The sequence below is a fragment of the Mucilaginibacter endophyticus genome (genome assembly GCF_003351025.1).
Taxonomy (GTDB): Bacteria; Bacteroidota; Bacteroidia; order Sphingobacteriales; family Sphingobacteriaceae; genus Mucilaginibacter; species Mucilaginibacter endophyticus.
On the sequence record NZ_QPCG01000001.1, the window covers coordinates 1,509,259 to 1,536,258 of the forward strand.

At 42.2% G+C, this 27,000-nt stretch carries 27 protein-coding genes; 3 read left to right on the forward strand and 24 right to left on the reverse strand.

All coding sequences use genetic code 11. The features are described 5' to 3' along the window. Window positions 1-34 precede the first annotated feature (34 nt). The 9 genes from DUL71_RS06090 to DUL71_RS06135 all read right to left on the reverse strand — a co-directional run bounded on the left by DUL71_RS06090 (window position 35) and on the right by DUL71_RS06135 (window position 8,637). The gene (locus DUL71_RS06090; protein WP_114937191.1) at window positions 35-1,288 is read right to left on the reverse strand and encodes an ABC transporter permease; all 1,254 of its coding nucleotides are present in this window, start codon (window positions 1,286-1,288) and stop codon (window positions 35-37) included. Next, entirely contained in the window at window positions 1,281-2,201 is a 921-nt protein-coding gene (locus DUL71_RS06095) for an ABC transporter ATP-binding protein (protein WP_114937192.1), read from the reverse strand. Before DUL71_RS06095 ends, DUL71_RS06090 begins: the two co-directional genes overlap by 8 nt. A 129-nt stretch (window positions 2,202-2,330) precedes the next feature. Next, window positions 2,331-2,915: a hypothetical protein gene (locus DUL71_RS06100; protein ID WP_154402329.1), complete on the reverse strand. Its 585-nt coding sequence runs from the start codon at window positions 2,913-2,915 to the stop codon at window positions 2,331-2,333. A gap of 138 nt (window positions 2,916-3,053) precedes the next feature. Then, on the reverse strand, window positions 3,054-4,196 hold the full coding sequence (locus DUL71_RS06110) for an exo-alpha-sialidase (RefSeq protein ID WP_161964383.1): 1,143 nt from the start codon (window positions 4,194-4,196) through the stop codon (window positions 3,054-3,056). A gap of 321 nt (window positions 4,197-4,517) precedes the next feature. Next, a complete protein-coding gene (dnaJ, locus tag DUL71_RS06115; RefSeq protein ID WP_112573573.1) occupies window positions 4,518-5,681 on the reverse strand; it encodes a molecular chaperone DnaJ in 1,164 nt (387 codons plus the stop codon). 126 nt (window positions 5,682-5,807) lie between these two features. After that, window positions 5,808-6,410, reverse strand: coding sequence for a nucleotide exchange factor GrpE (locus tag DUL71_RS06120; RefSeq protein WP_244228706.1), 603 nt, complete (start codon window positions 6,408-6,410; stop codon window positions 5,808-5,810). Between the two features lie 194 nt (window positions 6,411-6,604). After that, the gene (locus DUL71_RS06125; RefSeq protein WP_114937197.1) at window positions 6,605-7,285 is read right to left on the reverse strand and encodes a cell division ATP-binding protein FtsE; all 681 of its coding nucleotides are present in this window, start codon (window positions 7,283-7,285) and stop codon (window positions 6,605-6,607) included. 5 nt (window positions 7,286-7,290) lie between these two features. Beyond that, a complete protein-coding gene (locus DUL71_RS06130; protein ID WP_114937198.1) occupies window positions 7,291-7,494 on the reverse strand; it encodes a fructose-6-phosphate aldolase in 204 nt (67 codons plus the stop codon). A 117-nt stretch (window positions 7,495-7,611) separates the two neighbouring features. Continuing rightward, window positions 7,612-8,637, reverse strand: coding sequence for an acyl-CoA reductase (locus DUL71_RS06135; RefSeq protein ID WP_114937199.1), 1,026 nt, complete (start codon window positions 8,635-8,637; stop codon window positions 7,612-7,614). Between the two features lie 101 nt (window positions 8,638-8,738). On the opposite strand from DUL71_RS06135, the gene DUL71_RS06140 reads away from it, so the two are divergent. Further along, window positions 8,739-9,092 carry a 4Fe-4S dicluster domain-containing protein gene (locus tag DUL71_RS06140; RefSeq protein ID WP_091210659.1) on the forward strand — a complete coding sequence of 118 codons (354 nt, stop codon included), beginning with the start codon at window positions 8,739-8,741 and terminating at the stop codon, window positions 9,090-9,092. Between the two features lie 196 nt (window positions 9,093-9,288). Beyond that, a complete protein-coding gene (locus tag DUL71_RS06145) occupies window positions 9,289-10,050 on the forward strand; it encodes a C40 family peptidase (protein ID WP_114937200.1) in 762 nt (253 codons plus the stop codon). A 12-nt stretch (window positions 10,051-10,062) separates the two neighbouring features. Here the strand turns inward: DUL71_RS06145 and DUL71_RS06150 are convergent, their stop codons facing one another. The 12 genes from DUL71_RS06150 to DUL71_RS06205 form a co-directional block, all read right to left on the reverse strand. After that, a complete protein-coding gene (locus DUL71_RS06150; RefSeq protein ID WP_114937201.1) occupies window positions 10,063-13,368 on the reverse strand; it encodes a T9SS type A sorting domain-containing protein in 3,306 nt (1,101 codons plus the stop codon). Window positions 13,369-13,756: 388 nt separating this feature from the next. Then, window positions 13,757-14,668: a WD40 repeat domain-containing protein gene (locus tag DUL71_RS06155; RefSeq protein WP_114937202.1), complete on the reverse strand. Its 912-nt coding sequence runs from the start codon at window positions 14,666-14,668 to the stop codon at window positions 13,757-13,759. Window positions 14,669-14,767: 99 nt separating this feature from the next. Continuing rightward, window positions 14,768-15,355 (reverse strand): bifunctional phosphoribosyl-AMP cyclohydrolase/phosphoribosyl-ATP diphosphatase HisIE, encoded by a 588-nt coding sequence (gene hisIE / locus DUL71_RS06160; RefSeq protein ID WP_114937203.1) that lies wholly within the window; start codon window positions 15,353-15,355, stop codon window positions 14,768-14,770. Window positions 15,356-15,547: 192 nt separating this feature from the next. Next, complete coding sequence (hisF, locus tag DUL71_RS06165) at window positions 15,548-16,303, reverse strand: imidazole glycerol phosphate synthase subunit HisF (RefSeq protein ID WP_114937204.1); 756 nt, start codon at window positions 16,301-16,303, stop codon at window positions 15,548-15,550. Between the two features lie 135 nt (window positions 16,304-16,438). Next, on the reverse strand, window positions 16,439-17,188 hold the full coding sequence (locus DUL71_RS06170; protein ID WP_112573553.1) for a 1-(5-phosphoribosyl)-5-[(5-phosphoribosylamino)methylideneamino]imidazole-4-carboxamide isomerase: 750 nt from the start codon (window positions 17,186-17,188) through the stop codon (window positions 16,439-16,441). Between the two features lie 5 nt (window positions 17,189-17,193). Then, the gene (hisH, locus tag DUL71_RS06175) at window positions 17,194-17,850 is read right to left on the reverse strand and encodes an imidazole glycerol phosphate synthase subunit HisH (protein ID WP_114937205.1); all 657 of its coding nucleotides are present in this window, start codon (window positions 17,848-17,850) and stop codon (window positions 17,194-17,196) included. Window positions 17,851-17,889: 39 nt separating this feature from the next. Continuing rightward, the gene (hisB, locus tag DUL71_RS06180; protein WP_112573549.1) at window positions 17,890-19,032 is read right to left on the reverse strand and encodes a bifunctional histidinol-phosphatase/imidazoleglycerol-phosphate dehydratase HisB; all 1,143 of its coding nucleotides are present in this window, start codon (window positions 19,030-19,032) and stop codon (window positions 17,890-17,892) included. Between the two features lie 58 nt (window positions 19,033-19,090). Next, window positions 19,091-20,137 (reverse strand): histidinol-phosphate transaminase, encoded by a 1,047-nt coding sequence (gene hisC / locus DUL71_RS06185; RefSeq protein ID WP_114937206.1) that lies wholly within the window; start codon window positions 20,135-20,137, stop codon window positions 19,091-19,093. Window positions 20,138-20,266: 129 nt separating this feature from the next. Continuing rightward, entirely contained in the window at window positions 20,267-21,553 is a 1,287-nt protein-coding gene (gene hisD, locus DUL71_RS06190) for a histidinol dehydrogenase (RefSeq protein WP_114937207.1), read from the reverse strand. Window positions 21,554-21,634: 81 nt separating this feature from the next. Beyond that, window positions 21,635-22,486, reverse strand: coding sequence for an ATP phosphoribosyltransferase (gene hisG / locus DUL71_RS06195; protein WP_114937208.1), 852 nt, complete (start codon window positions 22,484-22,486; stop codon window positions 21,635-21,637). Window positions 22,487-23,040: 554 nt separating this feature from the next. Beyond that, the gene (locus tag DUL71_RS06200; protein WP_114937209.1) at window positions 23,041-24,555 is read right to left on the reverse strand and encodes a hypothetical protein; all 1,515 of its coding nucleotides are present in this window, start codon (window positions 24,553-24,555) and stop codon (window positions 23,041-23,043) included. Between the two features lie 172 nt (window positions 24,556-24,727). Further along, complete coding sequence (locus DUL71_RS06205) at window positions 24,728-25,219, reverse strand: D-glycero-alpha-D-manno-heptose-1,7-bisphosphate 7-phosphatase (RefSeq protein WP_114937210.1); 492 nt, start codon at window positions 25,217-25,219, stop codon at window positions 24,728-24,730. Between the two features lie 230 nt (window positions 25,220-25,449). On the opposite strand from DUL71_RS06205, the gene DUL71_RS06210 reads away from it, so the two are divergent. Then, window positions 25,450-25,779, forward strand: coding sequence for a YbjQ family protein (locus tag DUL71_RS06210; RefSeq protein WP_112573541.1), 330 nt, complete (start codon window positions 25,450-25,452; stop codon window positions 25,777-25,779). 67 nt (window positions 25,780-25,846) lie between these two features. Here DUL71_RS06210 and DUL71_RS32650 read toward each other — a convergent pair whose 3' ends face one another. From DUL71_RS32650 to DUL71_RS06220, 3 genes are all read right to left on the reverse strand, one after another. Beyond that, window positions 25,847-25,969, reverse strand: a complete 123-nt coding sequence (locus DUL71_RS32650; protein WP_279629785.1) for a hypothetical protein — start codon at window positions 25,967-25,969, stop codon at window positions 25,847-25,849. Between the two features lie 303 nt (window positions 25,970-26,272). Continuing rightward, window positions 26,273-26,470 carry a hypothetical protein gene (locus DUL71_RS06215; protein WP_112574311.1) on the reverse strand — a complete coding sequence of 66 codons (198 nt, stop codon included), beginning with the start codon at window positions 26,468-26,470 and terminating at the stop codon, window positions 26,273-26,275. Window positions 26,471-26,514: 44 nt separating this feature from the next. Beyond that, on the reverse strand, window positions 26,515-27,000 hold the full coding sequence (locus DUL71_RS06220) for a hypothetical protein (RefSeq protein WP_114937211.1): 486 nt from the start codon (window positions 26,998-27,000) through the stop codon (window positions 26,515-26,517).

A 27,000-nucleotide genomic window follows, 5' to 3' on the forward strand; every position in this document is an offset into this window, starting at 1 on the left:
ATCCGAAATCGAACATCCGATATTCGAAATCAAATTATTCTTTATAAAAAAACCATTTAACCAGTTCTTTATAACTTGCTTTTTTGCCGTACATCAACACGCCCACACGATAAATTCTTGCGGCGACATAGGTGGTAAACAAAAAGCCTATCACCATCATACACATCGATACGGCTACCTGCCAGTCTGGTGGACCAAACGGAATGCGCACCATCATGGCTACCGGGGCTGTAAAAGGTATCATAGATAACCATACAGCCAGCGGGCTATCGGGTGCCCTAAACAGTACCGATACCGATAATATATAAGTAAACAACAGTGGCATAGTAATAGGAAACATAAATTGTTGAGTTTCTGTCTCGCTGTCTACTGCCGAGCCCACGGCCGCAAATAAGGCGGCATAGAATAGATATCCACTTAAAAAGTAAAATATAAAGCAGCCCATAATATAGCCAAACGGAATGGTTTGCAATACGGCGAGCGCGTTGGTCATGGGGCTGGACGGCGAGCTAAAAGCATGACCGGCTATTTTAGTGGATATAACAGATAGAATTATCCAGGCGCTAAATTGCGTTAAGCCAACTAAACCAACACCAATGATTTTGCCAAGCATTAATTGAAATGGCTTTACTGATGATATTACCACTTCTATGATACGGTTGGTTTTTTCTTCAATTACCCCGCGCATTACCTGCCCGCCATATATAAATAACGATAGGTAGATGAGGATGGCGCAGGCTATACCAATTAAAATGTTAGGGCCGATATTGGCATTTTTATCGCCTTTGTCTGAAATTTCAATAGCATTCACTGATATATTAGTCCGCTTTATGCTACTTAAAAGAGCTGTATCAATATGATGACTGATCAGGTTGTTTGAAAAAGCGATATCGCTCATCTGCTTTTCAATTTCTTCGGATAGAGGAATAGACGCTTTCTTTTTTGAAAAGATCTGCACCGAATCCTTTTGCATATAATTTGCGGGTATATACAAAATAGAAATCCCCTCGCTATCCTTCAGTAATAGCTTCGATGATTTTAAATCGGTTAAGGCATAGGTAAACTTCACGTTAGTTACATCGTGGAACTTATTGGCGAAACTGCCGCTTTTATCAATTACGTTAACCGTTTGTAGCGAAGAGAGTTTATCACTGTTTTCGGCAACCATCTTTATTACCGCGCCCATTACAAATATCAATGCCGGGACTACAAACAGCATAATGATAAATGATTTTTTGCGTACCCGGGTCAGGTATTCACGCTGTATAATGAGTAATACTTTATTCATGGCCGGCCGAGTTTAGGTTAACTTTTTCTATAAATATTTCATGCATGCTGGGTATTACCTCCTGCAGCATATTTACCCTTGCTTTAGGGATCAGGTACTGCAAAACATCGTTTGATGTGTTTTGCCCCGTAAGTTTTATTTTGATGGTATGGCTTTCGTCTTCACTATGAGTTTCCTCAAGCAGCTCAAAAGGCTGGTTGCCATCAAATGCTATCCGCGAGCCTTCATATTCAACAAAATAAGTTTCGTTACGGTACGAGTTTCGGATATGTTTAACCTTGCCATCCAAAATCTTGTGCGATTTATTGATAAGCGCTATGGCATCACAAAGCTCTTCTACCGATTCCATACGGTGGGTAGAGAACAGGATGGTTGCGCCTTTTTTGTTGAGCTCCAGAATCTCATCTTTAATGAGTTCGGCATTTACGGGGTCGAAGCCGCTGAATGGCTCATCTAAAATGATCAGGTCGGGCTCATGTAACACCGTGGCTACAAACTGGGCTTTTTGCTGCATCCCTTTTGATAGCTCTTCGATCTTTTTTTTCCACCAGGTTTCCATTTCCAGTTTTTCGAACCAGAATTTTAGGCGCTTTTGGGCTTCGGCGCGGCTTAGGCCTTTTAAACGGGCCAGGTAGATCATCTGCTCGCCTATCTCCATTTTTTTGTAAAGACCGCGTTCTTCCGGCAGGTAACCAATGCGCTCAATATGCGATTGATTGAGCTTTTCGCCGTTAAAATAAACTTCGCCCGAATCAGGAGCGGTGATTTGGTTAACAATACGAATAAGTGAAGTTTTACCGGCGCCATTAGGCCCCAGCAGACCAAAGATCTGCCCGCTCTCAACTTCCAAACTTACATCGCTTAAAGCCCGGTGACCGGCGTATTGTTTAACAATATTGCGGATGCTTAGCATTTGTTAAGGTTTATGTATCTGTTTTGCTTTTAGATGAAGTTAAGCAAAAAAAGTTACAGGTTGGGTTTGTTGTATGGTGGCCAGTCGGGTTTATCCATTTCGTAAAACGGTTTTTGCCATTGCTGTTTGTTAATAACATTTAAAGCGGTTACCGCTATGTAAATGTCTGTAATAGGTACAATCAAATATACAAGCCCGATATAACGGATGTAAAATAATATAGCTGGAAACCCCAAAAAGAGGCAGCAGTATAGGTACCAATAAATAAGACATCATGATAAACAATTCGCTCAATGCAAATAGCTGCAAAGGAAGCCTAAACTCAGTGGGGCGTAGCAAAAAGGTCATGATAACAAGGCTTATGATCACCAATAGGCTTATTGTTCCATTAACCTGGTAAAACAACATTAATGATTGCGGATTGACGTGAAAAACACCGATGGCTGTATTAAATAAACCAGTTACGGCACTGTAAATCGTATAAGCGATGAACGCGTTAACTATAAAAGATTTTTCGTTGGTGTATTTTAAAATGCCTATAACAAAAATCATTAGCCATGCAAAACAAAGGACAGGGATAAACGAAAACAAAGGCCGGATGCTATCAGGAACGTTAAAGGCAATGATTTGCATAGCATATATTAGTAGCAATACCAGTATGCTTATAACGGATGCGCCAATGGTAAGGTATGCAGTATCACGTGTTGGTTTCATGAGCAGGGTAGGTTTAAATTATGCGTATAAATATACCCAAACCCCAATTATGGTTTAGGTTGTTTATTGAAGTAAAAAAATGGCGTATTTGTTTTTATTCAAATACGCCATTTTTAATATCTCTAATTTGCAGCCTATCTATTTTAGTTGCTTTAGATCAAACTTCAGTGTTTCAATGGATTCCTTTTGCCGGGAGATGATTACATACATATAACCATTGTAAACTATGGTATGCGGATAGCCGTATTGTCCACCTTTCCACAATCCTTCTTTTTTTAAATGATAAAGCTCGTTAGCGATGATATAGTTTTTGTCGAATAATTTACCATCTTTTGAAAGCGATAATACCAACGGGTTCCTATCGTAATGATGTAATGTGTCCGGAATTCCTACATAATAAAACCTCTTATCCTGTAATCGGCCGAAATGAAACTTGCTGTCGTTATCAGAAAATGGCGCCTCTGCGGGGTGCGACCAGCTTTTGCCATTGTCTTTACTTTCGGTAAGCCATAAATGCCCTTTCCAGCCTTTACCGGTAACTCTTAAAAGCATGTGCAAAACGTTATCGTCCGTTTGGAAAAATGATCCTTCGCAAAGTGGTGGCAAGCCGGATTTTGCAGCGGGTGCATAAAACATGGCCGGATTATCCTGCTTATAAAGTGAATCGGGATAAAAACTGCTGAGTTTCCAGCCCGAAAGGCCACGAGGATCATCGGTAAAAGGGAAAGTGAAATTATCGCTGATGATCAATCTCCCGCTGTTTGTGATCTCCGGGCCGTGATTGGGCACAACTGGCAAGTGCATGTCAAGCGGTTCGCTCCAATGTTCGCCATCTGTGCTGGTTTTAGCCCACAGGTGGGTATTTTGCCGATGTTTATCATAGTCCCCGTAATAGGCTACTAAAGTTCCCTTGTATTGATAGAGCCCGGCGGCGGTAAGTACTGTAAGTGTATCATTGATCTTGCCGGGAGAAGCCAATACCCTCATTGGCGACCAGTGTTTAAAATCTGTTGAAGTGGCATAAACCACTCTTTGCCCCGGCGAATCCTCATCAATCATCCCGTTACTCCATATGGCCACGAAGCGGTCTTTAAAATGGATAATAGATGCATGGTGGTTGTACAGCCATTCCTTATCAGGCGAATAGATCATAGCTCGGTCGATGTTTAGCTTGGTTACGCCTGCTTCGGTTTGGTAGTTGTTGCTGACGGATGGGGTTTGGGCACGAGTATTAAGAACGGATAAAAAGAGACAGGTAAAGAAGAGTAATTTGAATTTCACGGGCATAATTCTAATTAACGCAAATTATCCGGTTAGTAAAAATTGATTTATTGGTTCAATTGTTTTTGCAAAGTTTTAGCGCAGGTTCAAGTGTCGTTTTACGCGGATTCAAGCGTCCTTCGCTTGAACCGAATTTTAAAGTAAGCGTCCACGCTTACTTTAGAAGAACCTCTGTCGGTTATCGTGAGCGTGGACGCTCAAATGAATAACAGTTCAAGCGCAGACGCTTGAACTTGCAAAAACAAAAACGCCCGAAGTAATAATACTCCGGGCGTTGCATATACCTTTCAGCTTTCGCCTTTATCCTTTCACCTCAGGCGGTTATTCAAAATACTCTTTCATCCGTTCAAAGAAACTTTTTTCGTTTTTGCCCGGATTAGGTTTGAAGTTAGGTGAACTTTGCAATTTCTCCAGGATCTCGCGCTCTTCGCGGCTCAGTGCTTTTGGTGTCCAGATATTGATGTGCACCAATTGGTCGCCACGATGGTATGAGTTTACTTCTGGTAAACCTTTGCCTTTCAGGCGCAGAATTTTGCCACCTTGTGTTCCCGGATCAATCTTTATTTTGGCCTTACCATCAATGGTTGGCACTTCAACAGATGTACCTAAAGTAGCATCAACAAAGTTTACATGTAGATCATAGATCACGTTGTTGCCATCGCGTTTCAAGGTTTCATGAGGCACTTCCTCAATCAGGATGATCAGATCACCCGGAACACCACCACGAGGGGCAGCGTTACCTTTGCCGCTCATGCTCAGTTGCATACCTTCGCTAACACCTGCAGGCACCTGGATGGTGATCAGTTCTTCGCCGCGAACAACGCCATCACCATGACAAACATTACATTTTGACAGGATGGTTGAACCTTCGCCGTTACAGGTTGGGCAGGTGCTGGTAGTTTGCATCTGACCTAAAATAGTATTGGTTACCCTGCGCACAGCGCCTGAACCACCGCAAGTTTTACAGGTTTGGAATGATGATTTATCTTTTGCACCCGAGCCATCGCAGGTTTTACAGATGATCTGTTTATTAACCTTGATCTTCTTTTCGGCGCCGTTGGCAATTTCTTCAAGTGTTAAACGTACTTTAATACGCAAGTTGCTGCCACGGGCTACGCGCCTGCCACCGCCACCACTTTGACGGCCACCGCCAAAGAACCCTTCAAACGGACTGCCGCCGCCAAAAATATCGCCAAACTGGCTGAATATGTCATCCATATTCATGCCGCCACCACCGTAACCACCGCCATTGGCCGATGACGCGTTGGCAGCATGACCAAACTGATCATAACGCTGACGTTTTTCAGGAGTACTTAGTACTTCGTAAGCTTCAGCAGCTTCCTTAAACTTTTCTTCCGCTTCTTTATCACCCTGGTTTTTATCAGGGTGATATTTAATAGCCATTTTACGATATGCTTTTTTTATGTCATCAGCACTTGCACCTTTTGCAACTCCAAGCACATCGTAATAATCTCTCTTAGCCATAATTTTAAAAATTTCGGATTCCGAAATTCAGATTTCGGATTTATTATAATTTAATATTGTGTAAGATCAGGATAGACTATCACATTCGGACAAATCCGAAATTGAAAGTCCCAAATCCGAAATCAGTTACGCTCCAACTACCACTTTGGCAAAGCGGACCACTTTGTCATTCAGGGTATAGCCTTTTTCCATTTCGTCCATTACCTTGCCTTTAAGGTCATCAGTAGGTGCCGGAATGTTGGTGATAGCTTCATGCAGATCGGCATCAAAGGCAGTGCCTATCGATGTCATTTCTTTCAGGCCTTTCTGGCCTAATATATTTTTCAGCTTGTTTTGGATCAAAGTAACACCCTCTTTAACAGGGGCAACTTCGGTAGCCTTATCCATGGCACGCTGTGCGCGTTCAAAGTCGTCAAGTACCGGTAATAAAGCCACAATAACGTCTTTACCTTCAGTTTTTCGGGCTTCCTCGCGTTCTTTAATGGTACGCCTTCTAAAGTTATCAAATTCGGCATATAAACGCAAGTACTTGTCATTAGCCTGTGCCAGTTCGTCTTTCAGTTTTTCTTCGGCAGTAGGGGCTGCTGTAGTTTCTGTAGCCGTAGCTTCTGTTTCCTGGGCGTTATCCTGCCCTTCGTTTTGTAATTGCTCGTTATTCACTTCGTTTATATTTTCTGTATTATCCGTATTTTCTTTCTTCTTTTTCTTCAACATATCGTTAAATTTCATAGCGAGTAGTGCCAATCAAGTATCCTGCCATAGCTGCAAAGCAGCCAAGCTGTCAGTGGTATGATGTAATTTTAAGTAAGGGTGACAGGCGAACCGCCAAATGGGCAAACCAAACCATGATTCACATGATTTAAAGATGGCCTTGAGTTTTGTACATCAGGGCTATCTTTAAATCCTAAAAATCATGGTTCGTTCTATATCTCCACATCTTCCAAAACCTTACCGTTTTCGCATTTGATAATGCGTGACGGGAAAGCGCGGATAATGTGATAGTCATGAGTAGCTACCAGTACGGCAGTGCCCGACTGGCTGATCTGTTTAAGCAACATCACAATTTCTTCAGATGTTTCAGGGTCGAGGTTACCTGTTGGCTCATCTGCCAGTATTATTTCAGGGTCATTGAGCAAAGCACGTGCTATAACCACACGCTGCTGCTCGCCACCCGAAAGCTCATGAGGCATTTTCTTTAACTTTGAACGCAGACCAACTTTCTCGAGTACATCAAGTGCTTTGTCGGCAATCAGCTTTTTGTCGGTCCAACCGGTTGCACGCATCACAAAGTTCAGGTTTTGTTCAATGGTGCGGTCGGTAAGTAACTGGAAATCCTGGAAAACTATACCCAATTTACGGCGCAAGTAAGGAATATCGCGGCTTGGCAGCTTGCTTAGCTCATAACCACAGGCATGGCCGGTGCCGGCTTTTATTCCTAAATCGCCGTAAATTACCTTCAGCAGACTGCTTTTTCCTGATCCTGTCTGGCCAATCAGCCATACAAAATCGCCTTTGTCAACATGTAAATTTACGTTTGAAAGTACCAGGTGTGTCTGTTGAAAGATATCAACGTTGTTTAGTTTTATTATAGAATTTCCTATCATCGTTTTTATAGCTCTAATTTTAAGATCTGCCCAAACGGCAGGTCTTTGATAATATTCATGATCTCGTTGGCTTTATCGCCTAATCCAACTTTGTCAAGCGATTTATCCGGCCGATCAACCCTGAAATAAGCCAACAGCGTAAACTTATCATCCCGCAGCTGCACATAATCGGGTATTTTGGCAACACCTTTAACTTTTATGATATACATTTTTTTAAGGTTAAAGCTGAAAGATTAAAGGCAAAAGGTGCCAATTAAGTAGGGTAGGGTAAACCTTTCGCCTTTTACCTTTATCCTTTCACCTTACTTTCCAAAGGTATTATTTATTTAAAGACTTGACAAAAATTCCATCGTATCTACACCATCGGCATAATCCCATAATTTGGGTTGCTGGCTTCGGCCAAAACCAACCACCTGGTTATCTACTTGTAGAGGGAGCGTACTTACAATGCACTGGATGCTTTCGGTATTTTCGTTGATGATATTTTCGGCATTTGCCACATTGTGGTAATAGTTAAAAAACAATACTGACAGCGGGGATGTCAGCCTGTCATCTTCTTTCACCATTAAAAAACCATTGTCAAGATGTTTGTCTCCGTTTACCAGGTAAATAGATTTGTTGTAATCGTAGTTGTTGTTGTATTTATGATGATTAATGATAGCCTTATGGTTTTCTATCGATTCAAAAAAGAAAGTGAAGTCGTAATCCTCAGGTACCAATATTTTAGATACGTTTCGGCAGCCAAGTCCGTAATAGTCTAAAATATCATGACCCAGGTTAAACAGTTCTTCGGAGCTTTCATTGCCGCTTAGTACAGCAATACTGTTGCGGTTTTTGCGGATGATATTAGGCACCTTACCAAAGTAATAATCAAAATAGCGTGAACTGTTGTTGCTGCCCGTAGCTATGATGGCATCAAAGCCTTCCAACCTGTCAACAAAGCTAAAGCTATCTGCAAAAGTGGGATCAATAGCTGCCAGTTTTTCCAATACAGCTTTGATAAGCCTGGCATCCTGTGATGAGGCTTTAATAAGCGCTTTGTTACCCGAAGCTATAACACAAAGTACATCATGGAAACCCACCAGCGGGATATTGCCCGCCAGGATAAGTCCAACTTTTTTTTGAGCCTGGTTCGTTTCTAAGCTATATTTTGAAAGCCAAGTGTTTAGGTCGACTTCATTAAGCATGCTGCCAATAGCCGTTACGGCCTCCAAAACGCTTACCGGAGTAAACCAGGCATTGTGGTATTGTTCGTTTTCGATAAGGGCGCTTAATGCTGCATCAGGAGTTAGCAGTTGCCTGCCCAACTCCGAAAATGAATTTATTGAGGTTTTTAGATTAATTTTTGACATATATATGTTAGGGGAATAAACCCTTAAAGCCTTTTTTTGTTATATTTGTGCACTTGCAATTTGCAGGCAAAGTTAATTGAGATTATTAGATATTTAGAAATATGGCGATTAAAATCACCGACGAATGCATAAACTGCGGGGCTTGCGAACCGGAATGCCCTAATAATGCTATTTATGATGCAGGAGCTGCCTGGCGTTTTAGCGACGGGACAGGTCTTAAAGGGATTATTGATTTTGGCGATGGTAATACCCTGAATGCTGAAGAAACACAAGCTGCATTATCTGACGATATATACTATATAGTACCCGATAAGTGTACCGAATGTGTAGGTTTTCATGATGAACCGCAGTGTGCCGCCGTTTGTCCGGTTGATTGCTGTGTTGATGACGAAGATATCCGCGAAACTGAAGAAGAATTGCTTGCCAAAAAAGATTGGCTGCACATGAACGAATAGTATAAGCCTTACAAAATATTAAAAGGGATATGCATTGCATGTCCCTTTTTTGTTTAGCGTTTTTTTTGTATTATCGTAAAGCTTTTACCCCAGAGCAGCAAATACCAATTATAAAAGTAACATCATATTTAAATGTTAACTGCGTATAGTTTAAAAATACGCGCGAAATTTTTGTTTATTTGACATTTACAGAACTATGGAGTACGGGATATGTAACCTGGCAGTAATTCCGCTTAGGGCCGAGCCTAATGAACGGAGTGAGCAGGTGTCGCAATTATTATTTGGCGAGGCATTTGAAATAACCGAGTGGCAAACTAACTGGGTTAAGATTATTGCCGAAAGTGATGGGTATGTGGGGTGGATAGGCCGTTTGCAATTTGCTATGCTTGGCCATTTAGCGTATAAGCATATAAAAAACCATCCTCCGCAACTTACTTACCAGGCCGTTACCCAAGCCTGGAAAACAAACGATAATAGTATTGTTTACTTACCCGCAGGTAGTTCGCTCGCTTTTTTGGAAGGTACATCTTGTAGGATTGGCAATGATCGTTTTGAGATTATTGGTAAGGTTGGTGAATCCGAAGATATTGCCACAACCGCTAAAGCGTTCCTGAACTCGCCATATTTATGGGGTGGACGGACACATTTTGGTATCGATTGCTCGGGCTTTACACAGGTGGTTTATAAACTTAAGGGCCGCAGGATTAAGCGCGATGCCAGCATGCAGGTAAAGGAAGGTACCAAGATTGATTCAATAAAAGATGCAAAGCTTGGCGATCTGGCATTTTTTGATAACACCGAAGGCCGTGTAACCCACGTAGGTATTATGCTTAATAATGAGCATATTATTCACGCCTCGGGTAAAGTTAAAATTGATACCATCAATGAAGATGGTATATACTCACTTGAGCAAAAAAAACACACCCACAATCTTTGCGGGATCAGGCGATTTTTTTAAAGGTCTCCGGATTTATTTCTTGATGAATTTTTTAAACCCGATCACGGTGTTATCGTTGCTGTTAACAACCTGCATAATATAGGTTCCGGGGACAAAACCTGCTACATTATTTTGCCAGTTGGCCTGCGAGGATGTAGCAGTAGTCATTAATTTACCCTCGCTGTTAGTGATGTTTATCTTATACTTAATAGCATTGGCATTGTTAAACTGCATTTCGGCATGAATTACATCTGTAGCCGGATTAGGATAGAGGTTCATGTTGGCGCTCAACGTATTCTGCGGCTTATTGGTAAACATTACCGGAGCAATTTTTGAGTAAGTAGCGTCTCCGTTTAAGTCAATTTGCTTTAAACGGTACTGATTAAGCCCCAGGGCCGGTGTTTTATCATTAAGCGAATAGCTTTTTGCTCCGGTTGAATTCAGTGTACCTATCGGGGTAAATGTTTTACCGTTATCAACACTCCGCTCAACAATATAGGTGGTATAATTGGCTTCGTTTTCGGCAAACCAGGTAACCTGGGCGCTTTCATTTACTTTTATGGCGTTAAAGCTAAGTAAATGCACCATGAGGGCCTGATTTTGACGAACAACAAGCTGCAACCTGTCGACACCAAAGGTAGCGCTGTTACCTTTATCTATATTGAAGTTATATTCTGGCAGTGTTTTGATATTCACCGAATCTTTTAAAAAATTATCCTTTAGCCAAACGTCATACAGGTCGGGTAGGTCTTTTAAATCGGTTATTTTAAGTTTATAAGGGCCGGATGCGGTGGCGTCGGCAAGCAGTCGGACTGTTTCCTGATTTTTACCGGGCAGCGGATGACGGTGAATAGATATCTGTACGCTGTCGCTTGATAATACCGATAAGCTTTCAAGTGCTCCGCTGCCTCCCAGGTCCTCGGTGTCTTTGTCTTTATCAAAAGCGGGAGAAATACCTTTAGCAAGTACAATAGCTACCCCATCCAGGTTTAACGAGTCTTTGATCAGCTGCAATCTGATTAGTGGCATTGGCGATACTAATTGACTTGCTGGGGCAGGTTCTGCAGCAGCAAAACTGCTTTGTTTGGTGCTCATCATGGCCAACGGGGTTTTCCCATCAGGTATGCTTAATATTTTGTTGAGTGTACCTGATAAAGGCGGTTGTGTATTTGTTTTTCCCGATTCTCTGAATATCATGGTTTGACCGGTTCCTGTGGCTCTTACAAAAAAGCCCTGGCCACTGGCAATCATATTACTGGCAGCCCCGCCGCTTATGCTTTGAATTCCCGGATTAATTGTGGTTGTTGTGTCAGCAACCGATGTTATTTGATTTGCATTTTGCTGGTAGCTTTCATATTGTTTGTTTATGGGATTGTAAACCCACATTGACAAAACCGGGGGAATATTGGCGGTTACGGTAGTATATACCTGTGCTTTTTGTCCGGAAATATAGATTGACGAAGAAGGATCGGCGTTGCCGCCTGATACCCCTTTACGATTCAGCTTTTCAAAATTAATAGTACTTGCATAAGGGTTACCAACCAGGTTATAACCTTGCACCCTACTCCCCGTAGTATTGGTATATAGCAATGATGTGGTGCCTGTGTACCAATGTTTAACCGTAATGTTTCCCTGGTTTAAAGAGCCTGTTGCGGTAAATGTGGTATTTTCCGGGATATGTGAGGTCACTGTTGCCTGTGCTATGGTTGTTGACCTGTCTCCCCTGAAAAAGAATAAAAAACCATTGCCCGAGTATAAGGTAAAAGTCCCTGACTCGCTATCAAATGAATAAGTTGAAGATGTTATATTATTTACACCCCGGTAATTGCCGCTGGTAAAACTTGAAATGGAGCGGGCTGTGTTTTCCCTGAAAAAATATATGGTTGGGTTATTGGCATTGGGCGAGGGATCAAAACCGCCGGCAGCCAGGGTTGTGCCTGTTACATAAGAGTTAGCTTTAAGGTAAGCCAGCGTAAAAGCTCCCGATCCGTTATTTATTGGTGACGTAAGTAACCGGTAACCGCGATGACCGGAGCCGCCGTTTATAAAGCGTTGTGCATTTACGTTGCCGGTAATTGCAGTGCCCGACGGAATGCTCGCTACCGTTGCTGAGCCGGATGCGTCGGAGATTAAAGTTAATATTCCGCCGGTGGCGAGGGTTGCTGTGCCGGCCATAGTTAATATGCCTAACGATGATACGGAAAATTTGCCGGTACCCGACATTGTTTTGGTTCCGCTATTTTGGACAAAGACATTTTTGAACACGACACCATTGCCTCCGTCAGATCCGGCATCACTAAGCGACTCGGTGGCGCCTTTAAAATAAACATTAGGGTTATTGGTTATCGCGTCAACCTTTCCCGACGTTGATGCTGAGTTCCAGTCGCCGTAAATTGTAAGGTCGCCGGAGTTTATGGTTTTGGTGCCGGTTGCCGAAAAGTTTATATTTTGATAAGCTGTAGGGCTAATATCAAGTTGGCTGGTACTTTCAGTATATACGGTTTGCCCGCTGCCGGCATATTCAACAGTACAGGTGCCTGAGCCGCCTCCGTTGCTATAAAAATCTATTGATGCCGCGTTGCTTCCCGATTTAATAGGGGTTGTATTTGTTAATTTAAGTACCGGGTTAAGTGAGGAACCGGAAGGTACATCGACATAGATATTGGCAGTTGCCCCGGTTCCAAGTGTTAAAGAAATACCTGTTGGCGAAACGGAGGTATTGGTATACAGCTGCCCGCCAACGGTTGTTGTACCGCCACGTACATAAAAGGCAGAATTGTTATTTTGTAAAACGCCTATCCCTAAAACGGCATTTGTAGTACCATATACATTTACATCGCCAGATATTTGTAAACTGTTAACGGTGGATATTAAAGATACCTGGTTGCTTGTAAGTGCTCCTACACTTAAAAAGTTGGTATTGCCAACTTGTAGTGACGAGCATGTTACGGCACCGCTACCGGTAATGGTATTAATAACTGTGCCGCCAAGACCAAGTAAAGATACCGTTGGAGGATTTTGGGTGATTAAACTGGCGCCTGTTCCTGAACCGGATACATTTAAGGTTCCGTTTACTGTAAGTGACAATCCATTTATTGCACTAAACGTAAGAGATCTGCATACAGCTGAGGTTCCATTGGCGATTATAGGTTGAGCGGTATTTAATATATTGAGACTAATTACAACATCCTCGCTTGCCAGCGGAAAGTGGCCTGCGCTCCAATTGCTGTTATTTGTCCAGCTTGTTGATCCTCCAATGAGTGGCGGGTTCCAGGTATTTTGTGCTAATACGGCCGGGCTAAAAAATAAAAATAGAATCAGGATGATTATATTTTTCATAAGTATACATTTTGATACTATTTTTTATATTCCTGTAGGCTATATGAGTGGCTTGTGATAGCTTTTATGAATAAGGGAGTATCAACGTATAGTTACGACTAATGCGCTATAAATGTTCCTGTTTTTAATGAATGAATAAAATGAATAAACAAAATAGGAATGAATAAAGAGATTGTTTTAAGTATTTAAAAATGAATTTATAAGCTGTAAAATGATTTATTTAATAGTATTATTAAGCGTTTGAACACGGATTTTAATAAAAAAAGATCAGTTGGTTTTTAAACTATAGTTTGATAGAAAGATAAGGGAGCCGGTCCGTAAATGAAATTTAGGGCAATAATTAAAAACGTATCATTCAACACACCGTGAAAATTTGCTTTGGGGGATGTTAATCAAATTTAATTTCCCAGTTGATGATGGCTTTGTCGTCGCTAACAGAAAGTAGCTGATCGGGAGCGGTCCAGGCTAATTTATTGATGGAAAGTACGTGGCTTGGGTAGCCTTTTTCCCTGCTGATATTTTTATAAAGCTTGAAATCATCCGATCCCCAGATCTTGATGCTTTTGTCCATACTAGCAGTAGCAAAATAGGGCAGGGTGGGGTGGAACAGGATATGGTTTACCGCGAAAAGATGGGCAGGGATATTTTTTATTTCATGGTAGGTGCTGCTATCCCAGATCTTTACCTGGGCATCGCGTGCACCTGAGGTTATGTAAGTTCCATCGGGGCTGTAGGCTATCGAAAAAACAGCCATTGTATGTCCGTGGAGCGCTTTTATTATAGTATAGTCTTCCAGGTCATAAATGCCAATATGGTTATCGCGACAGCCAAATGCTACCTGTTTTTGATCGGGGGAAACGGCAATGCATCTTACTGTATCTTTAGATACCGTAAGGCTATGCACCATCTCAAGCGTTTTAAGGCTCCATACGGATACCGTGCCATCTTCTGAAGCTATCAGCAGTTCATCCTTTTTAGTAACCGATTTGATGTCGAAAATGGCTTTGCGATGATGTCTTAAGGGCTTAAGTAATTTTTGCTGGATGAAATCGAACACCAAAACTTCACCGCTGCGTAAACCGGCAAACATTAAGGGATAACCCTCCGGGCAATGAATGGCGTAAATAGACGCGTTAACAGGAAACATCACCTTAATGAAAGAGAAATCTTTCAAACTCCACTCAACCAATCCTTTATCGTTGCCCCCTGTAAACAATATCCCAGGCTTTTGCGATAGCTCAAGCGTGAATATAGGGTTAGTATGCCCGGTAAGTTCGGCGGTTTTTTGTACGGTGATCATTCTTGGTTCATAGGTTATGGTTAATAGTTCATAGTATTGATATAGCTAATTAGTTAGATAATTAAGCCATGAACTATGATCTACCAACCATGAACAAAATTATTTATGTCTCGATTCCAAATTTTTAGCGATAGTTTCTAAGGTCAAACCTTTTTCGCGTAGCAGCACCAATAAATGGAAAACAAGATCTGATGATTCATTGATCAGGTCGGTTTCAGTTTCGGCAAGGGCCGCTATAACGGTCTCCACACCTTCTTCGCCAACTTTTTGGGCTATTTTATTGAGGCCTTTATTGCGGAGCTTGTTCACGTACGAACCCTCAACAGGGTTTTCATACCTGTCGGCGATGATATTTTCCAGTTCCAGGATAAAGTTTTGATTAAATTCGGTATTGAAGCAACTGCGTGAACCTGTGTGGCAGGTAGGGCCATCTGCTTTAACTTTGATCAACAGAGTATCATTATCGCAATCAATGCTGATGTTTTTTACATGCAGGAAATTATTGCTGGTTTCGCCTTTGGTCCACAGGCGGTTTTTTGAACGTGAATAGAAAGTGACGATATTTTCCTGTACTGTTTTATCGTAAGCTTCCTGGTTCATATAACCCAGCATCAACACCTCAAGGGTTTGTTCGTTCTGTATAATTACGGGGACAAGTCCGCCGGTTTTTTCAAAGTCTATGTTCATTTTGTCCTAATTCAAATTAATTTTGCTGTTTACATGCTGTTCGAAGTCTCTGACTTCGAATTAGCTATGTATGTAGTTTGTAACTACATATAGTTTTTCGCTTTTACAGTTGCTTTACTGTAGTCTGAAGACTACAAACATAGTCGTCTGAAGTCAGAGACTTCAGACAGCAACTGCAAAGTTATCGGTTTATCAGATCCGTACTTCTATCTTATTACTTTGCAGAGCTCGTTTCAGATCAGGGATCAATATCTCACCATAGTGAAATACTGAGGCTGCTAATGCCGCGTCGACGTTGGTTTTTTCAAAAACATCAACAAAGTGTTCAACTTTACCCGCACCGCCCGAAGCAATCACCGGTATATGAACAGCATCGTTCACTGTTTTTAGCAGGCCATTGTCAAAGCCGCCTTTAGTACCGTCATGATCCATAGAGGTAAGCAAAATTTCACCGGCACCACGACTTTCCGCTTCCAGTATCCACTCCAGTGTTTGACGTTCTGTAGGCAACCTACCGCCATTTAAGTGAACTACATTTTTATCGCCTATGCTGCGGGTATCAACGGCTATTACTACAAACTGAACACCAAAAGCGGCAGCCAGTTCATCTATCAGTTTGGGGTTACGTACAGCCGCCGAATTGATGGATATTTTATCTGCTCCCGCATTCAGCAAGGCGTCTGCATCGGCAATTTCGTTGATGCCGCCACCAATAGTAAACGGAATATTAATTTGCCTGGCTACGGCCTTCACCAACTCAACCATAGTTTTACGGCGTTCAACGGTAGCTGTGATATCTAAAAATACCAACTCGTCGGCTCCCTGGTTCGAATAATTCCAAGCCAGCTCCACCGGGTCTCCGGCATCGCGCAGATCAACAAAGTTTACGCCTTTTACAGTCCGCCCATCCTTAACGTCAAGACAGGGGATAATTCTTTTTGCAAGCATGCTTATTAAAATATGTCATTGCGAGGAACGAAGCAATCGCGAACTATACAAGTCCGACCTGTATGGTGTGCGATTGCCACACTATCGCTCGAAATGACATGAGGTGTACAGGTTTTTAAAGAGGGGGCTGGGGGGCTAAATCGAAATCAGCGCGTCCAGGTTCCAGTGTTTCACATCTTCAATAGTGATGTGACCCTCATATATCGCTTTGCCCACTACTACCGACTCAACTTTTAAGCGGTTTAGCTTTTCGATATCGCCCATAGAGCTTACGCCACCAGATGCGATAAGTTTGATGAAAGGTGAATGATCAAGCAGTTTTTCGTACAATTCGATGCCGGCGCCGCCAAGTTTACCGTCTTTGTTAATGTCGGTGCACAGGAAACGGAAGAAACCTAAGTTCAGGCATTTATCAACGTAGTCCATTAGCTTGATCGGTGAGCTTTCCATCCAGCCTGAATATTTAATAACTTCGTCAAGTACGTCGATAGCAACAACCACCTGGTCGGAGCATTTATCTTTACCGCAAATTTCTTTGCTCAAATCGGGCAGGAAGCTTGGGTTAGTAAGTGCTTGCGTACCAACAATTACGCGGTGAACGCCGGCATCTATCAGCTCTTTTACTTTTTCGATGCTGCGGATGCCGCCGCCATATTGCACCTTCATGTCCGTTTTACGGATCACATCAAACAGGTATTGCTGATTGCTGAAATCGTTTTTGGCACCGTTAAGGTCAATGATGTGGATGAAATTGGTGCCGTTGCTTTGGTAGCGCTCAATCATTTCTTCAAGGGTAACATCATATTCGGTTACCTGTGCGTAGTCGCCTTCGCGAAGACGGACTACCTTCTTGTTCAAAATGTCAATGGCAGGAATAATGTACATATCCTTTATATTTTTGAGAAATTAGTTAACAATGTTTCGCCAAACTCACCCGACTTTTCTGGGTGGAATTGTACGCCATAAAAATTATCAAGCCAAATTGATGCCGAAAATTGATTTCCATAGTCAGCGGCCAGTAAAGTGTATGCTTTATCATATTCAATAAAGTATGAATGTACAAAGTAAAAGTGTGAACCTGACGGTATATTTTCAAATAATGGATTTTCCTTTTCGGGGTAAACCCTGTTCCAACCAGTGTGCGGTACTTTGTGTTCTGCACTATCTGCAAACCTTAAAGTTTTAACCGGAATGATATCCAGTAAGTTAGAATCGCCCTCTTCCGAATAAGAGGTGAGCAGCTGCATCCCTACGCAAATACCCAGGGTTGGTTTCTTTAACGCTTTGATTTTAGGAACCAATCCGGTAGCCTTAAGTTTATTCATGGCCGCACCGGCATGCCCAACCCCCGGAATGATATAGCGGTCGTATTTATCAAAATCCTCTTCGCTGTTAATAAAGCCATAGGGGATACCTAAGCGCTCTAAAGCAGCAGTAAGGGAAAATATGTTTCCGGCTCCATATAGGATAATGCCGATGCCCCCCCCGCCCCCTGAAGGGGGGGCCTCTGCGAGGCTTTTTTTATTATTTTGATCTGGTGTTTTCATGTTAATTAGTCGCTCCCCCTTTAGGGGGCTGGGGGGCTCTTACAGCAGTCCTTTAGTGCTTGGTAAAACCATCTTATCTACATCACGTTTTACGGCCATTTTTATTGCCTTGGCAAAGGCTTTAAATATAGCTTCGATTTTGTGGTGTTCGTTTTGCCCTTCGGCTTTAATATTCAGGTTGCTTTTTGAGGCATCACTGAATGATTTGAAGAAGTGGTAAAACATTTCGGTTGGTACATCACCCACTTTTTCGCGTTTAAAATCGGCATCCCAAACTATCCAGTTACGGCCACCAAAGTCGATAGCTGCCTGGGCCAGGCAATCATCCATTGGCAGGCAGAAACCATAACGTTCAATGCCCATTTTGTTACCCAAAGCAGCGGCGAATACTTCGCCTAAAGCGATACCTGTATCTTCAATAGTATGGTGCTCGTCGATATGGAGATCGCCTTTTGCGGTAATTTCCAGATCGATGCTGCCGTGACGGGCAATTTGATCAAGCATGTGGTCAAAAAAGTGCAGCCCGGTTGATATTTTGGCGTCTCCTTTACCATCAAGGTTTATTTTGATGTGGATGTCGGTTTCCTTAGTAGCACGACGATGCTCAAATACCCGCTGACCGAGTTTTAAAAACTCATAAACCTTTTGCCAGTCGGTAGTTTCGAGCGCAATAACATCATCGATATGATCCGCCTCAGAAAATTCGTTTCCGCCGAGATTGCTGTTATTGTTAAGCCAGATGGCCTTTGCGCCAAGGTTTTTTGCCAGCAGTACGTCGTTTTTACGATCGCCGATGGTGAATGAGTTTTTTAGATCGTATTTATCCGCATCTAAGTATTGTGTTAACAGCGCGGTGCCCGGTTTGCGGGTAGGGGCGTTGTCACGGGCAAAAGTACGGTCGATGATCTGGTTGGCAAATTTTACGCCTTCACCTTCAAATGCCTGCAACACAAAGTTATGAACCGGCCAAAAGGTATCCTCTGGATAAACCGAAGTGCCTAATCCGTCCTGATTGGTAACCATTACCAGTTCAAAATCAAGCTCTTTAGCTATTTTAGGCAAATAGGTTAATGCGCCTGGGTAAAACTCCAGCTTGGCAAATGAATCAATTTGCTCATCGGCCGGTTCTTTGATCAGGGTGCCGTCGCGGTCAACGAACAATATTTTCTGTAAATTACTCATCCAGGATTAATTATTGATTTAGAGAATTATTGAATTAGTGATTTCACCTTCTACTGTTTTATTTGAAGTTTTGCAGGGTGTCTAATAAAACCGTGTTTTCATCAGGGGTACCAACGGTTATGCGAAGACAACCTTCGCAAAGCTCAACTTTTGAGCGGTTGCGCACAATGATGCCCTGTTTTACGAGGTAATCATAAATGCCGTTGGCATCTGTAGTTTTTACAAGGATGAAGTTGGCATCAGACGGATATATATCCAGCACAAATTCAAGGTCTTTCAATTTCAATACTAACCTGTCGCGTTGTGCAAGGGTTTCTTTGATCCATTCGTTCACCTGACCTACATTAGCCAAGGCTGCCAAAGCCAGTTGCTGCGATGATTCATTAACGTTGTAAGGCGGTTTTACCTTGTTCATCACCTCAATGATCTCTTCGCTGGCGAAGGCCATACCTACGCGTAAACCTGCTAAACCCCATGCTTTTGATAGTGTTTGCATTACCACAAGGTTGGCACACTCCGTAAGCTCCTGGATAAATGATTTTTGCCTGCTGAAGTTGATATAAGCTTCATCAACCACTACAATCCCGCTGAAATTAGCCAACAGGGTTTGGATATCATCGCGGTTGATAGAATTACCGGTAGGGTTGTTTGGCGAGCAGATAAAGATCAATTTGGTATTTTTATCTACAGCCTCGGCAATGCCTTCTAAATTAAGCTGATAATCGTCAGTTAAGCTTACTTTGCGGGCTTCGATATCATTGATGTTGGCTGATACTTCATACATGCCATAAGTAGGCGGTACTAAGATCACATTATCAACTCCAGGGTTACAAAAACTGCGGAACAGGATATCGATAGCCTCATCGCTGCCGTTGCCAACAAAAATATTGCGTGGCGGTACGCCTTTAATTTCGGTGATCCGTTTTTTTAGATTGTACTGTAAGGGGTCCGGATAGCGGTTAAACTGCTGATCTAATGGCGACCCGAAAGCGTTTTCATTTGCATCCAGAAAGATGCTTGCTTCGCCCTGGTACTCATCACGTGCGGATGAATAAGGCACAAGGCGTTTTATATTTTCTCTGAGTATATTATTAATGTCGAACATTGCTTGTTCATATAAATTATGTCATTGCGAGCGATAGCGAGGCTACCGCACGGAAGCATGGTCGCCCTGTATAGCATGCGATTGCTTCGTCGTTCCTCCTCGCAATGACATGTAGTGTTAATATTATTATTAATTGCTCAACCTCACACTTACCGCATTCCTATGCGCATGTAAGCCTTCCAGCTCGGCCAAAACCTCAACCGTGTGGCCAATGTTATTGATTCCCTCGCGGGTGATGTGTTGAAAGGTGATCTTTTTTACAAACGAATCAACTGATACGCCTGAATAAGCCCTTGCATAACTGCTGGTTGGCAAGGTATGGTTGGTTCCCGAGGCATAATCGCCAGCACTTTCAGGCGTCAAATTGCCCAAAAACACCGAACCTGCATTGATGATACTTCCGGTGATCTGCTCCCAGCTTCCGGTTGCAAGTATCAGATGTTCAGGCGCATACTTGTTGCTGAAAGTCATTGCTTCGCTCAGGCTGTTGGTGATCACCACGTACGAGTTATCGATAGCAAGCTTCGCTATCTCGGCACGAGGCAATACAGGTAATTGTTTTTCTACTTCGGCGATGGCTTTTTGAGCGATATAGGCAGAAGTACAAACCAACACCGCCTGGCTGTCAATACCATGTTCGGCTTGCGCCAGCAGATCGGCAGCGATATATGCCGGAACAGCAGTTTCATCGGCAATAACCAATACTTCTGATGGGCCAGCAGGCATATCAATTGCCGTTGTGGTAGTTGACTGGATAATGGTTTTAGCTTTGGTTACAAACTGATTGCCCGGGCCAAAGATCTTATCAACTTTAGGTATACTTGCAGTTCCGTAAGCCATAGCGGCTACAGCTTGCGAACCACCAACCAGGTAGATCTTATCTATCCCCAGCATCAGGGCCACGTAAGCAATAAAGGCATTTACCTTGCCGTTTTTTTGCGGAGGCGAACAAACCACAATTTCATGACAACCTGCTATCCTTGCCGGGATACCAAGCATCAAAAAAGTACTTGGCAATACTGCCGAACCACCGGGGATGTACAAGCCAACTTTTTCAATCGGCCGTAATTCGCGCCAGCAGGTTACGCCGGGCATGGTTTCAACCTTGTCTTCGGTTTTTAACTGCGTTTGGTGAAATTTATAGATGTTGCTGTAAGCCGTTTCCAAAGCCGCTTTCTGATCTGCAGATATTGCTTTGGCAATCTCTTCCAGTTCCGCTTTTTCAAGATAAAGCTTGTTCAGTTCCACCTTGTCAAATTTCAATGCATAATCAAACAAAGCACTGTCGCCATGCTGCTGTACATTGGTTATAACGTCCTCAACAATGGTCCTGATCTCATTAGCCGGGTCAACATTGCGTTGAACCAGCTTCTGGATATCAGTTGATGAAAGTTCTGAATAGTTGTATGTCTTCATACCAGTTTGCAGTTATCAGTTTGCAGTTTACAACAGTTAGCAATTTACTATAGTGCAACTGCTAACTGCCGCTGCCAACCACTATAAAATGATCTTCTCAATAGGCATCACCACAATGCCTTGTGCGCCGGCTTGTTTAAGCTGGCTTATGCGGTCCCAGAAATCACGCTCCGGGATTACCGTGTGTACGGCTACCCAATCTTCTTCGGCCAATGGTACTACCGATGGGCTTTTTACGCCGGGTAGTAAAGCAATAACAGCCGGAAGGTTCTGTTTCTCAACGTTTAGTACCACATATTTAGTCTCCTTAGCGCGTAAAACAGATTGTACACGCTGAATTAATTCTTGTACCAGGTCGCTTTCGGCAATCGATTTGCTTCCGATCAATACTGCTTCTGACGACATTACGTCGGCAAATGGTTTCAATCCGTTGCTTTTTAGTGTGCCACCGGTTGAAACCAGATCGCAAATAGCATCACTAAGACCTAAGCCTGGTGAAATTTCTACCGAACCGGAAATGGTGCGAATATCTGAAGTAATGTTTTGTTCTTTTAAAAATTTGCCTAAAATGGCAGGGTAGGTAGTAGCAATTGCTTTGCCGTGTAAATCGGCCAGTGAACTGATATCGCTATTATTTGGTACCGCTATTTTAAGCGAGCATTTACCAAAGCCGAGGCGTTGCAGGTAGCTTACTTCAACTTCGGTTTCCTGGATCACGTTTTCGCCAACAATTCCTAAATCAGCAATGCCGTCCTGCACGTATTCAGGAATATCATCATCACGAAGGAAAAGAATTTCTAAAGGGAAATTAGATACCGGAGAGATCAGCGAGCTTTTGTAGTTTTCAAAGTTTAAGCCGCAATTTTTTAATAATTCAACAGATTTTTCGTTGAGCCTGCCAGATTTCTGGATAGCTATTTTAAGTGTTTTCACAAAATAAGTTTTAAGAAACTATAATAAAAAAGAGTATAAACGGAGGTTGTTATTTCGCGTAGAAACATACATTATCTTATCACCACAGAGTGGTGATGGTGGAGATGAAGATGATGTAGTGCGAGACCGTTCATTTTTTGTATAGTAAAACTATAGATTAGTTGCGCAAATATAGAGAGATGTTTTTTAAATCAAAATTTAATGTGAAAAAGTGCGGCGATACCTGGAATTTTCGGGAAGTTTCCTGCCGGATTAAATGTGCTTTTAGAATTTAATTTTGTTGAAGGTTGCTGTTGTTACTACAAGTGTTCGAGAGATGAAATTATATCTTAAAAAAGAATGTCATTGCGAGGAGTAACGACGAAGCAATCTCGTAGCTATGCAGATCGGACATGCATTGGCTACGAGATTGCCACGCTTCGCTCGCAATGACATACTTTTTTAAGATATAATGTTTGTGACAACACCAAATAACAACAGTAGAATTAAAGAATCAGCAGCATAGATTATATACGATTCTGAAAATCCTAAAATTCTGTAAATTCTGATTCTGACTACTCCTCATACTCATAAATACCACCCTCTTCGCCAAAATCCTTGATCAGTTTTAGTTTTTTAACTTTCTGAATATCTTTTAAGTTAATGAGTTCGGGGTTTTCGAGCACATTGAGCCAGATAAGGTAATAGTGTTTCGCCTTATAAAACTTATCAATATCCTTTGTGAAAAAACGGTGAGGTACAAGGTATGATGACATGCCCGAGAAGAAGTAAACCGCTTCGTGAGCATCAGTATAAATTTTTACTCCGGGCTTAAACAGGCTTTGATCACCGCTGCGTAAATAGGTAGCAAACTCAGAGTCGATCCAGCTTTCGTCAGTAAATCCGGGATTGCCATATTCATCTGCAACCTGGTCTTGATAACGGGCCTTGTCTATCCAAAACTCGCTGGTAATAAAGCCCAGCATCATTATGATCATTATAGCACTAACAATACGCCGGGTTGTGGAATTGCTTATCTTTTTAAGCAGGAGCAGGGCCCAACTGGTATATCCCCATAAGGCAGAGATATATAAGGGCGATAACAGGCGATGATTAATTCGCTCGTACCTTGAAAAGGTAGATGATAATACGATAAAAGCCCCGTAAACCAACGCGAAAGTAATTGCCAAATTCTCGAAGCTATCAATCTTGCGGCGAAAATAATTGAACGCGAGTGCAGCGATAAATCCCAGAAAAATGATGATGGCCAGAGGTGTGGCGGCCCAATATTGATTAGGTGTTAGCCCCATCCAATCGCACATTACTGTGCCGAAGTAATATAGGTTTTTGCTGAAAGGCGTAATAGATGGTTCGCGCGGGCCTGTTGTTGTACCTGTTATAAGGGCATTAAAAACAAGGTTACCTACTAATAATGAGATACATATTACTCCGTAAACAAGTATATGAACGATTTTCTTTTTTAAAGGTAATACCCTGTCCAGCAATAAAAGAAGCCCGCCGGTACCCACAATAGTTACAGCCGCATACCGGGTGATACAACTTACGGCCGCTATAAGAGCAGCTACTATGAGTGCCTTAAGAGTGTGTTTCAGAAGATACTCACGGAAAGCAACGATGAAAAACAGGATCTCGAGAATAAACAAAGTCTCCGACCATAAATAGGAATAAACCTGCAACAATGGCGGACTCAGGATAATGGCCGCCATCATTAACCATTTATAAATTCTTGATGACGGTACAAAGTGTTCCATGATCCACCCGCTGGTGAATATCAGCGTTGCAAACATGATCCCGTTCATTACCGCGCCAAATTTAACCGGATCTATCTGCGTGATAAATGATATTATACCAAGAAAAATCGGGTAAAAAACAGGGAAGTCGACAATGGGAACATGGTTAAACGTAAGTAAGTTACCATGGTTTTTAAAGCTCCTGGCCGCGCTGGTGTACATGATACTATCCGGCGAGACGCCTACACCGCTATACCTGAAAAACAAGCTCAAAATAAACCAGCCAACAAGGGCGGCTATAACAGCATCAAGATTTTTTAGGTAGCGGCTTTTTTGCATAGTATGATATAAATATTGGTAAAAAGCAGGAGAGAAGAAAATGTTTTAAGGAAGAGGAGTAATTTTTATGTCATTGCGAGAAGGAACGACGAAGCAATCGCATGCTATACGGGGCGGTTATGCCTCCGTGCGGTTGCCGCGCTGCGCTCGCAATGACATATTATATAGGTTCTTACGCTATCTGATCAAGCACGGTGCTTATCGGCTGGTCGCTGTCAATCAGGATACCTTTTACGCCTGCTGCTGTGCCGGCTTCAACGTCACGCTCGCGGTCGCCTATAAAGTATGATTGCGACGGATCAATATTATATTTGGCTATGCCTTGCAGCAACAATCCCGGTTTTGGTTTGCGGCAATCGCAGTCGCCGGTAAAGTTGGGGTGATGCGGACAGTAAAAAAAGTCGGTAATTTCAACGCCATGATCCTGGTAAACCTGTTTCAGATGTGAGTGCATTTTGCCAAGTTCTTCTTCGGTATACCAGCCTTTGGCAATACCTCCCTGGTTGGTAGCTACAAGCAGCATATAACCACGGTCCTGCAAGGTTTTAAGGGCATCAAAATTATCAAGCACCTGGAAATCCTCAAAACGACGTATATAGTCGCCCATTTCGTGGTTTAAAACACCGTCACGATCAAAAAAAACAGCTTTAACTTTATCTGGCATCGATTTTAAATTTTCGGCAAAGGTAGTGATTTTTGAGTTTATAGTTTTTGTCTGAATCTGGATTAAAAGGATTTATGGACTTGTCGGATTTGCCGCTGTCTGACACCGAATTAAACGTCCGAAACCAATCTCAAAAAATAAAAACACAAAACCTCGTAATATCGTTAAGAATACTGCATCTAAATAAAAATTGGTCGGGTTAAGCGCCTGTCCTACAAACTTAAACTAAAATGGATACATCACTTATTACAACAAGCACATCTTTAGAAGGGTACAAAGTTACCAGGCATTTAGGCGTTGTACGCGGCATTACGGTTAGGAGCCGGAGCGCCCTGGGCAATATTGCGGGCGGTTTTCAGTCGCTGTTTGGCGGCAGGCTTTCCATTTATGTCGAGCTATGCGAAAACGCGCGTGAAGAAGCTTACCAACTGCTAATCCAACATGCGCAGGCTATTGGCGCTAACGGCATTATTAATATGCGTTACGATGCCAACGAGGTAATGCAGGGTATTACCGAAGTACTGGCTTACGGAACCGCGGTAGTAGTTGAAAAGATTTAAAATATAAAAACCGGGAGCGATGATTCGCTCCCGGTTGGTTTAGTGAGGGTTAAGGTTGAAAGTATCATTAATTGTTGATACGCAGGTATCTGCGTACCGACTCATAATTGTTGATATCGATATTTTTTGCTTTGGCAGCTATCATAAGATGCGCGGTAAATAAGCTTAACAAGTAATTGATTTTTTTCATGTAGATGAATGGTTTTGGATATCTAACTATCGGCAGCTACGATTAGCTCTGCTCCCGGCAGCATGATCCAAAATTGTTTATCTTATCAAAAAAAAGAAATAGGAGAGTTACGCTATCATAAACGCACATTTACCCAATTAAACCGCGTAATTTAACGTTGCTGGTTTTCGGTATCGACGTACAGTTTATCAATGGTTTTTATAGTAACAGCAGATAAAAAACTATCCAAACCTATCGCTATAAAGAAGAAAAGCACGCTGAAATTATCTTCAGCGTGCTTTTCTTCTTTATACTTAAAATACTTTATTTGAAGTATGAAAGCGGAATGGTTTTCCACATGCCATGAGCAAGGTGACCAATCAGTAATTCGTATATAAGATAAACCGGCCAAAACACGTAATGGATAATAAGTAAAATTACGCTGTGGTTGTAGTACCAGCTTATCATTAAAGTATATAAACCCAATACAAGGTATAGTATGCTGGTTTCGCGCTTTTCCATTTTGAACCTTTTATTTTTGAGCTAATTTATAAATAGCGTTTAAATTAACGACAATTTTTCATGTTGAAAATTACCGAATAATCGGCGGCGTTGTTAGTTTGTTGCTTGCCGGTTTTAGTATCGTATTTATAAGGCTTTTGCGCAAGGTTGGTACCTCTGAGCTGAAATTCAACACTCAGTGTATCTGTACTGCCTTCCTGGCCGTAGGTCCACAACGCTTTGATAACATTACCGGTTAAATTGCCCATTAATGTACCTTTCCGGGCATCTTTTTCTTTAGGCAGCCAATCCATATCACCAGTAACTTTGTTGCCGTTTATATGCAGGTTAACTTTTGTAGTGTCCTGGTTGGTGCTACCTTCAGTAGCATAAAAACAATACTCCATATTTACTGCCGGAGCATCGGGGGCATTGGCCATGGCCGTGTCTTCCTTTTTAATTGTAGTATCGGTATCGTTGGTGGCACGATTGCCTGAGCAAGAGGCAATCGTTAGGGCGATAAAGGAAACAAAGCCTAATTGAAATTTCAT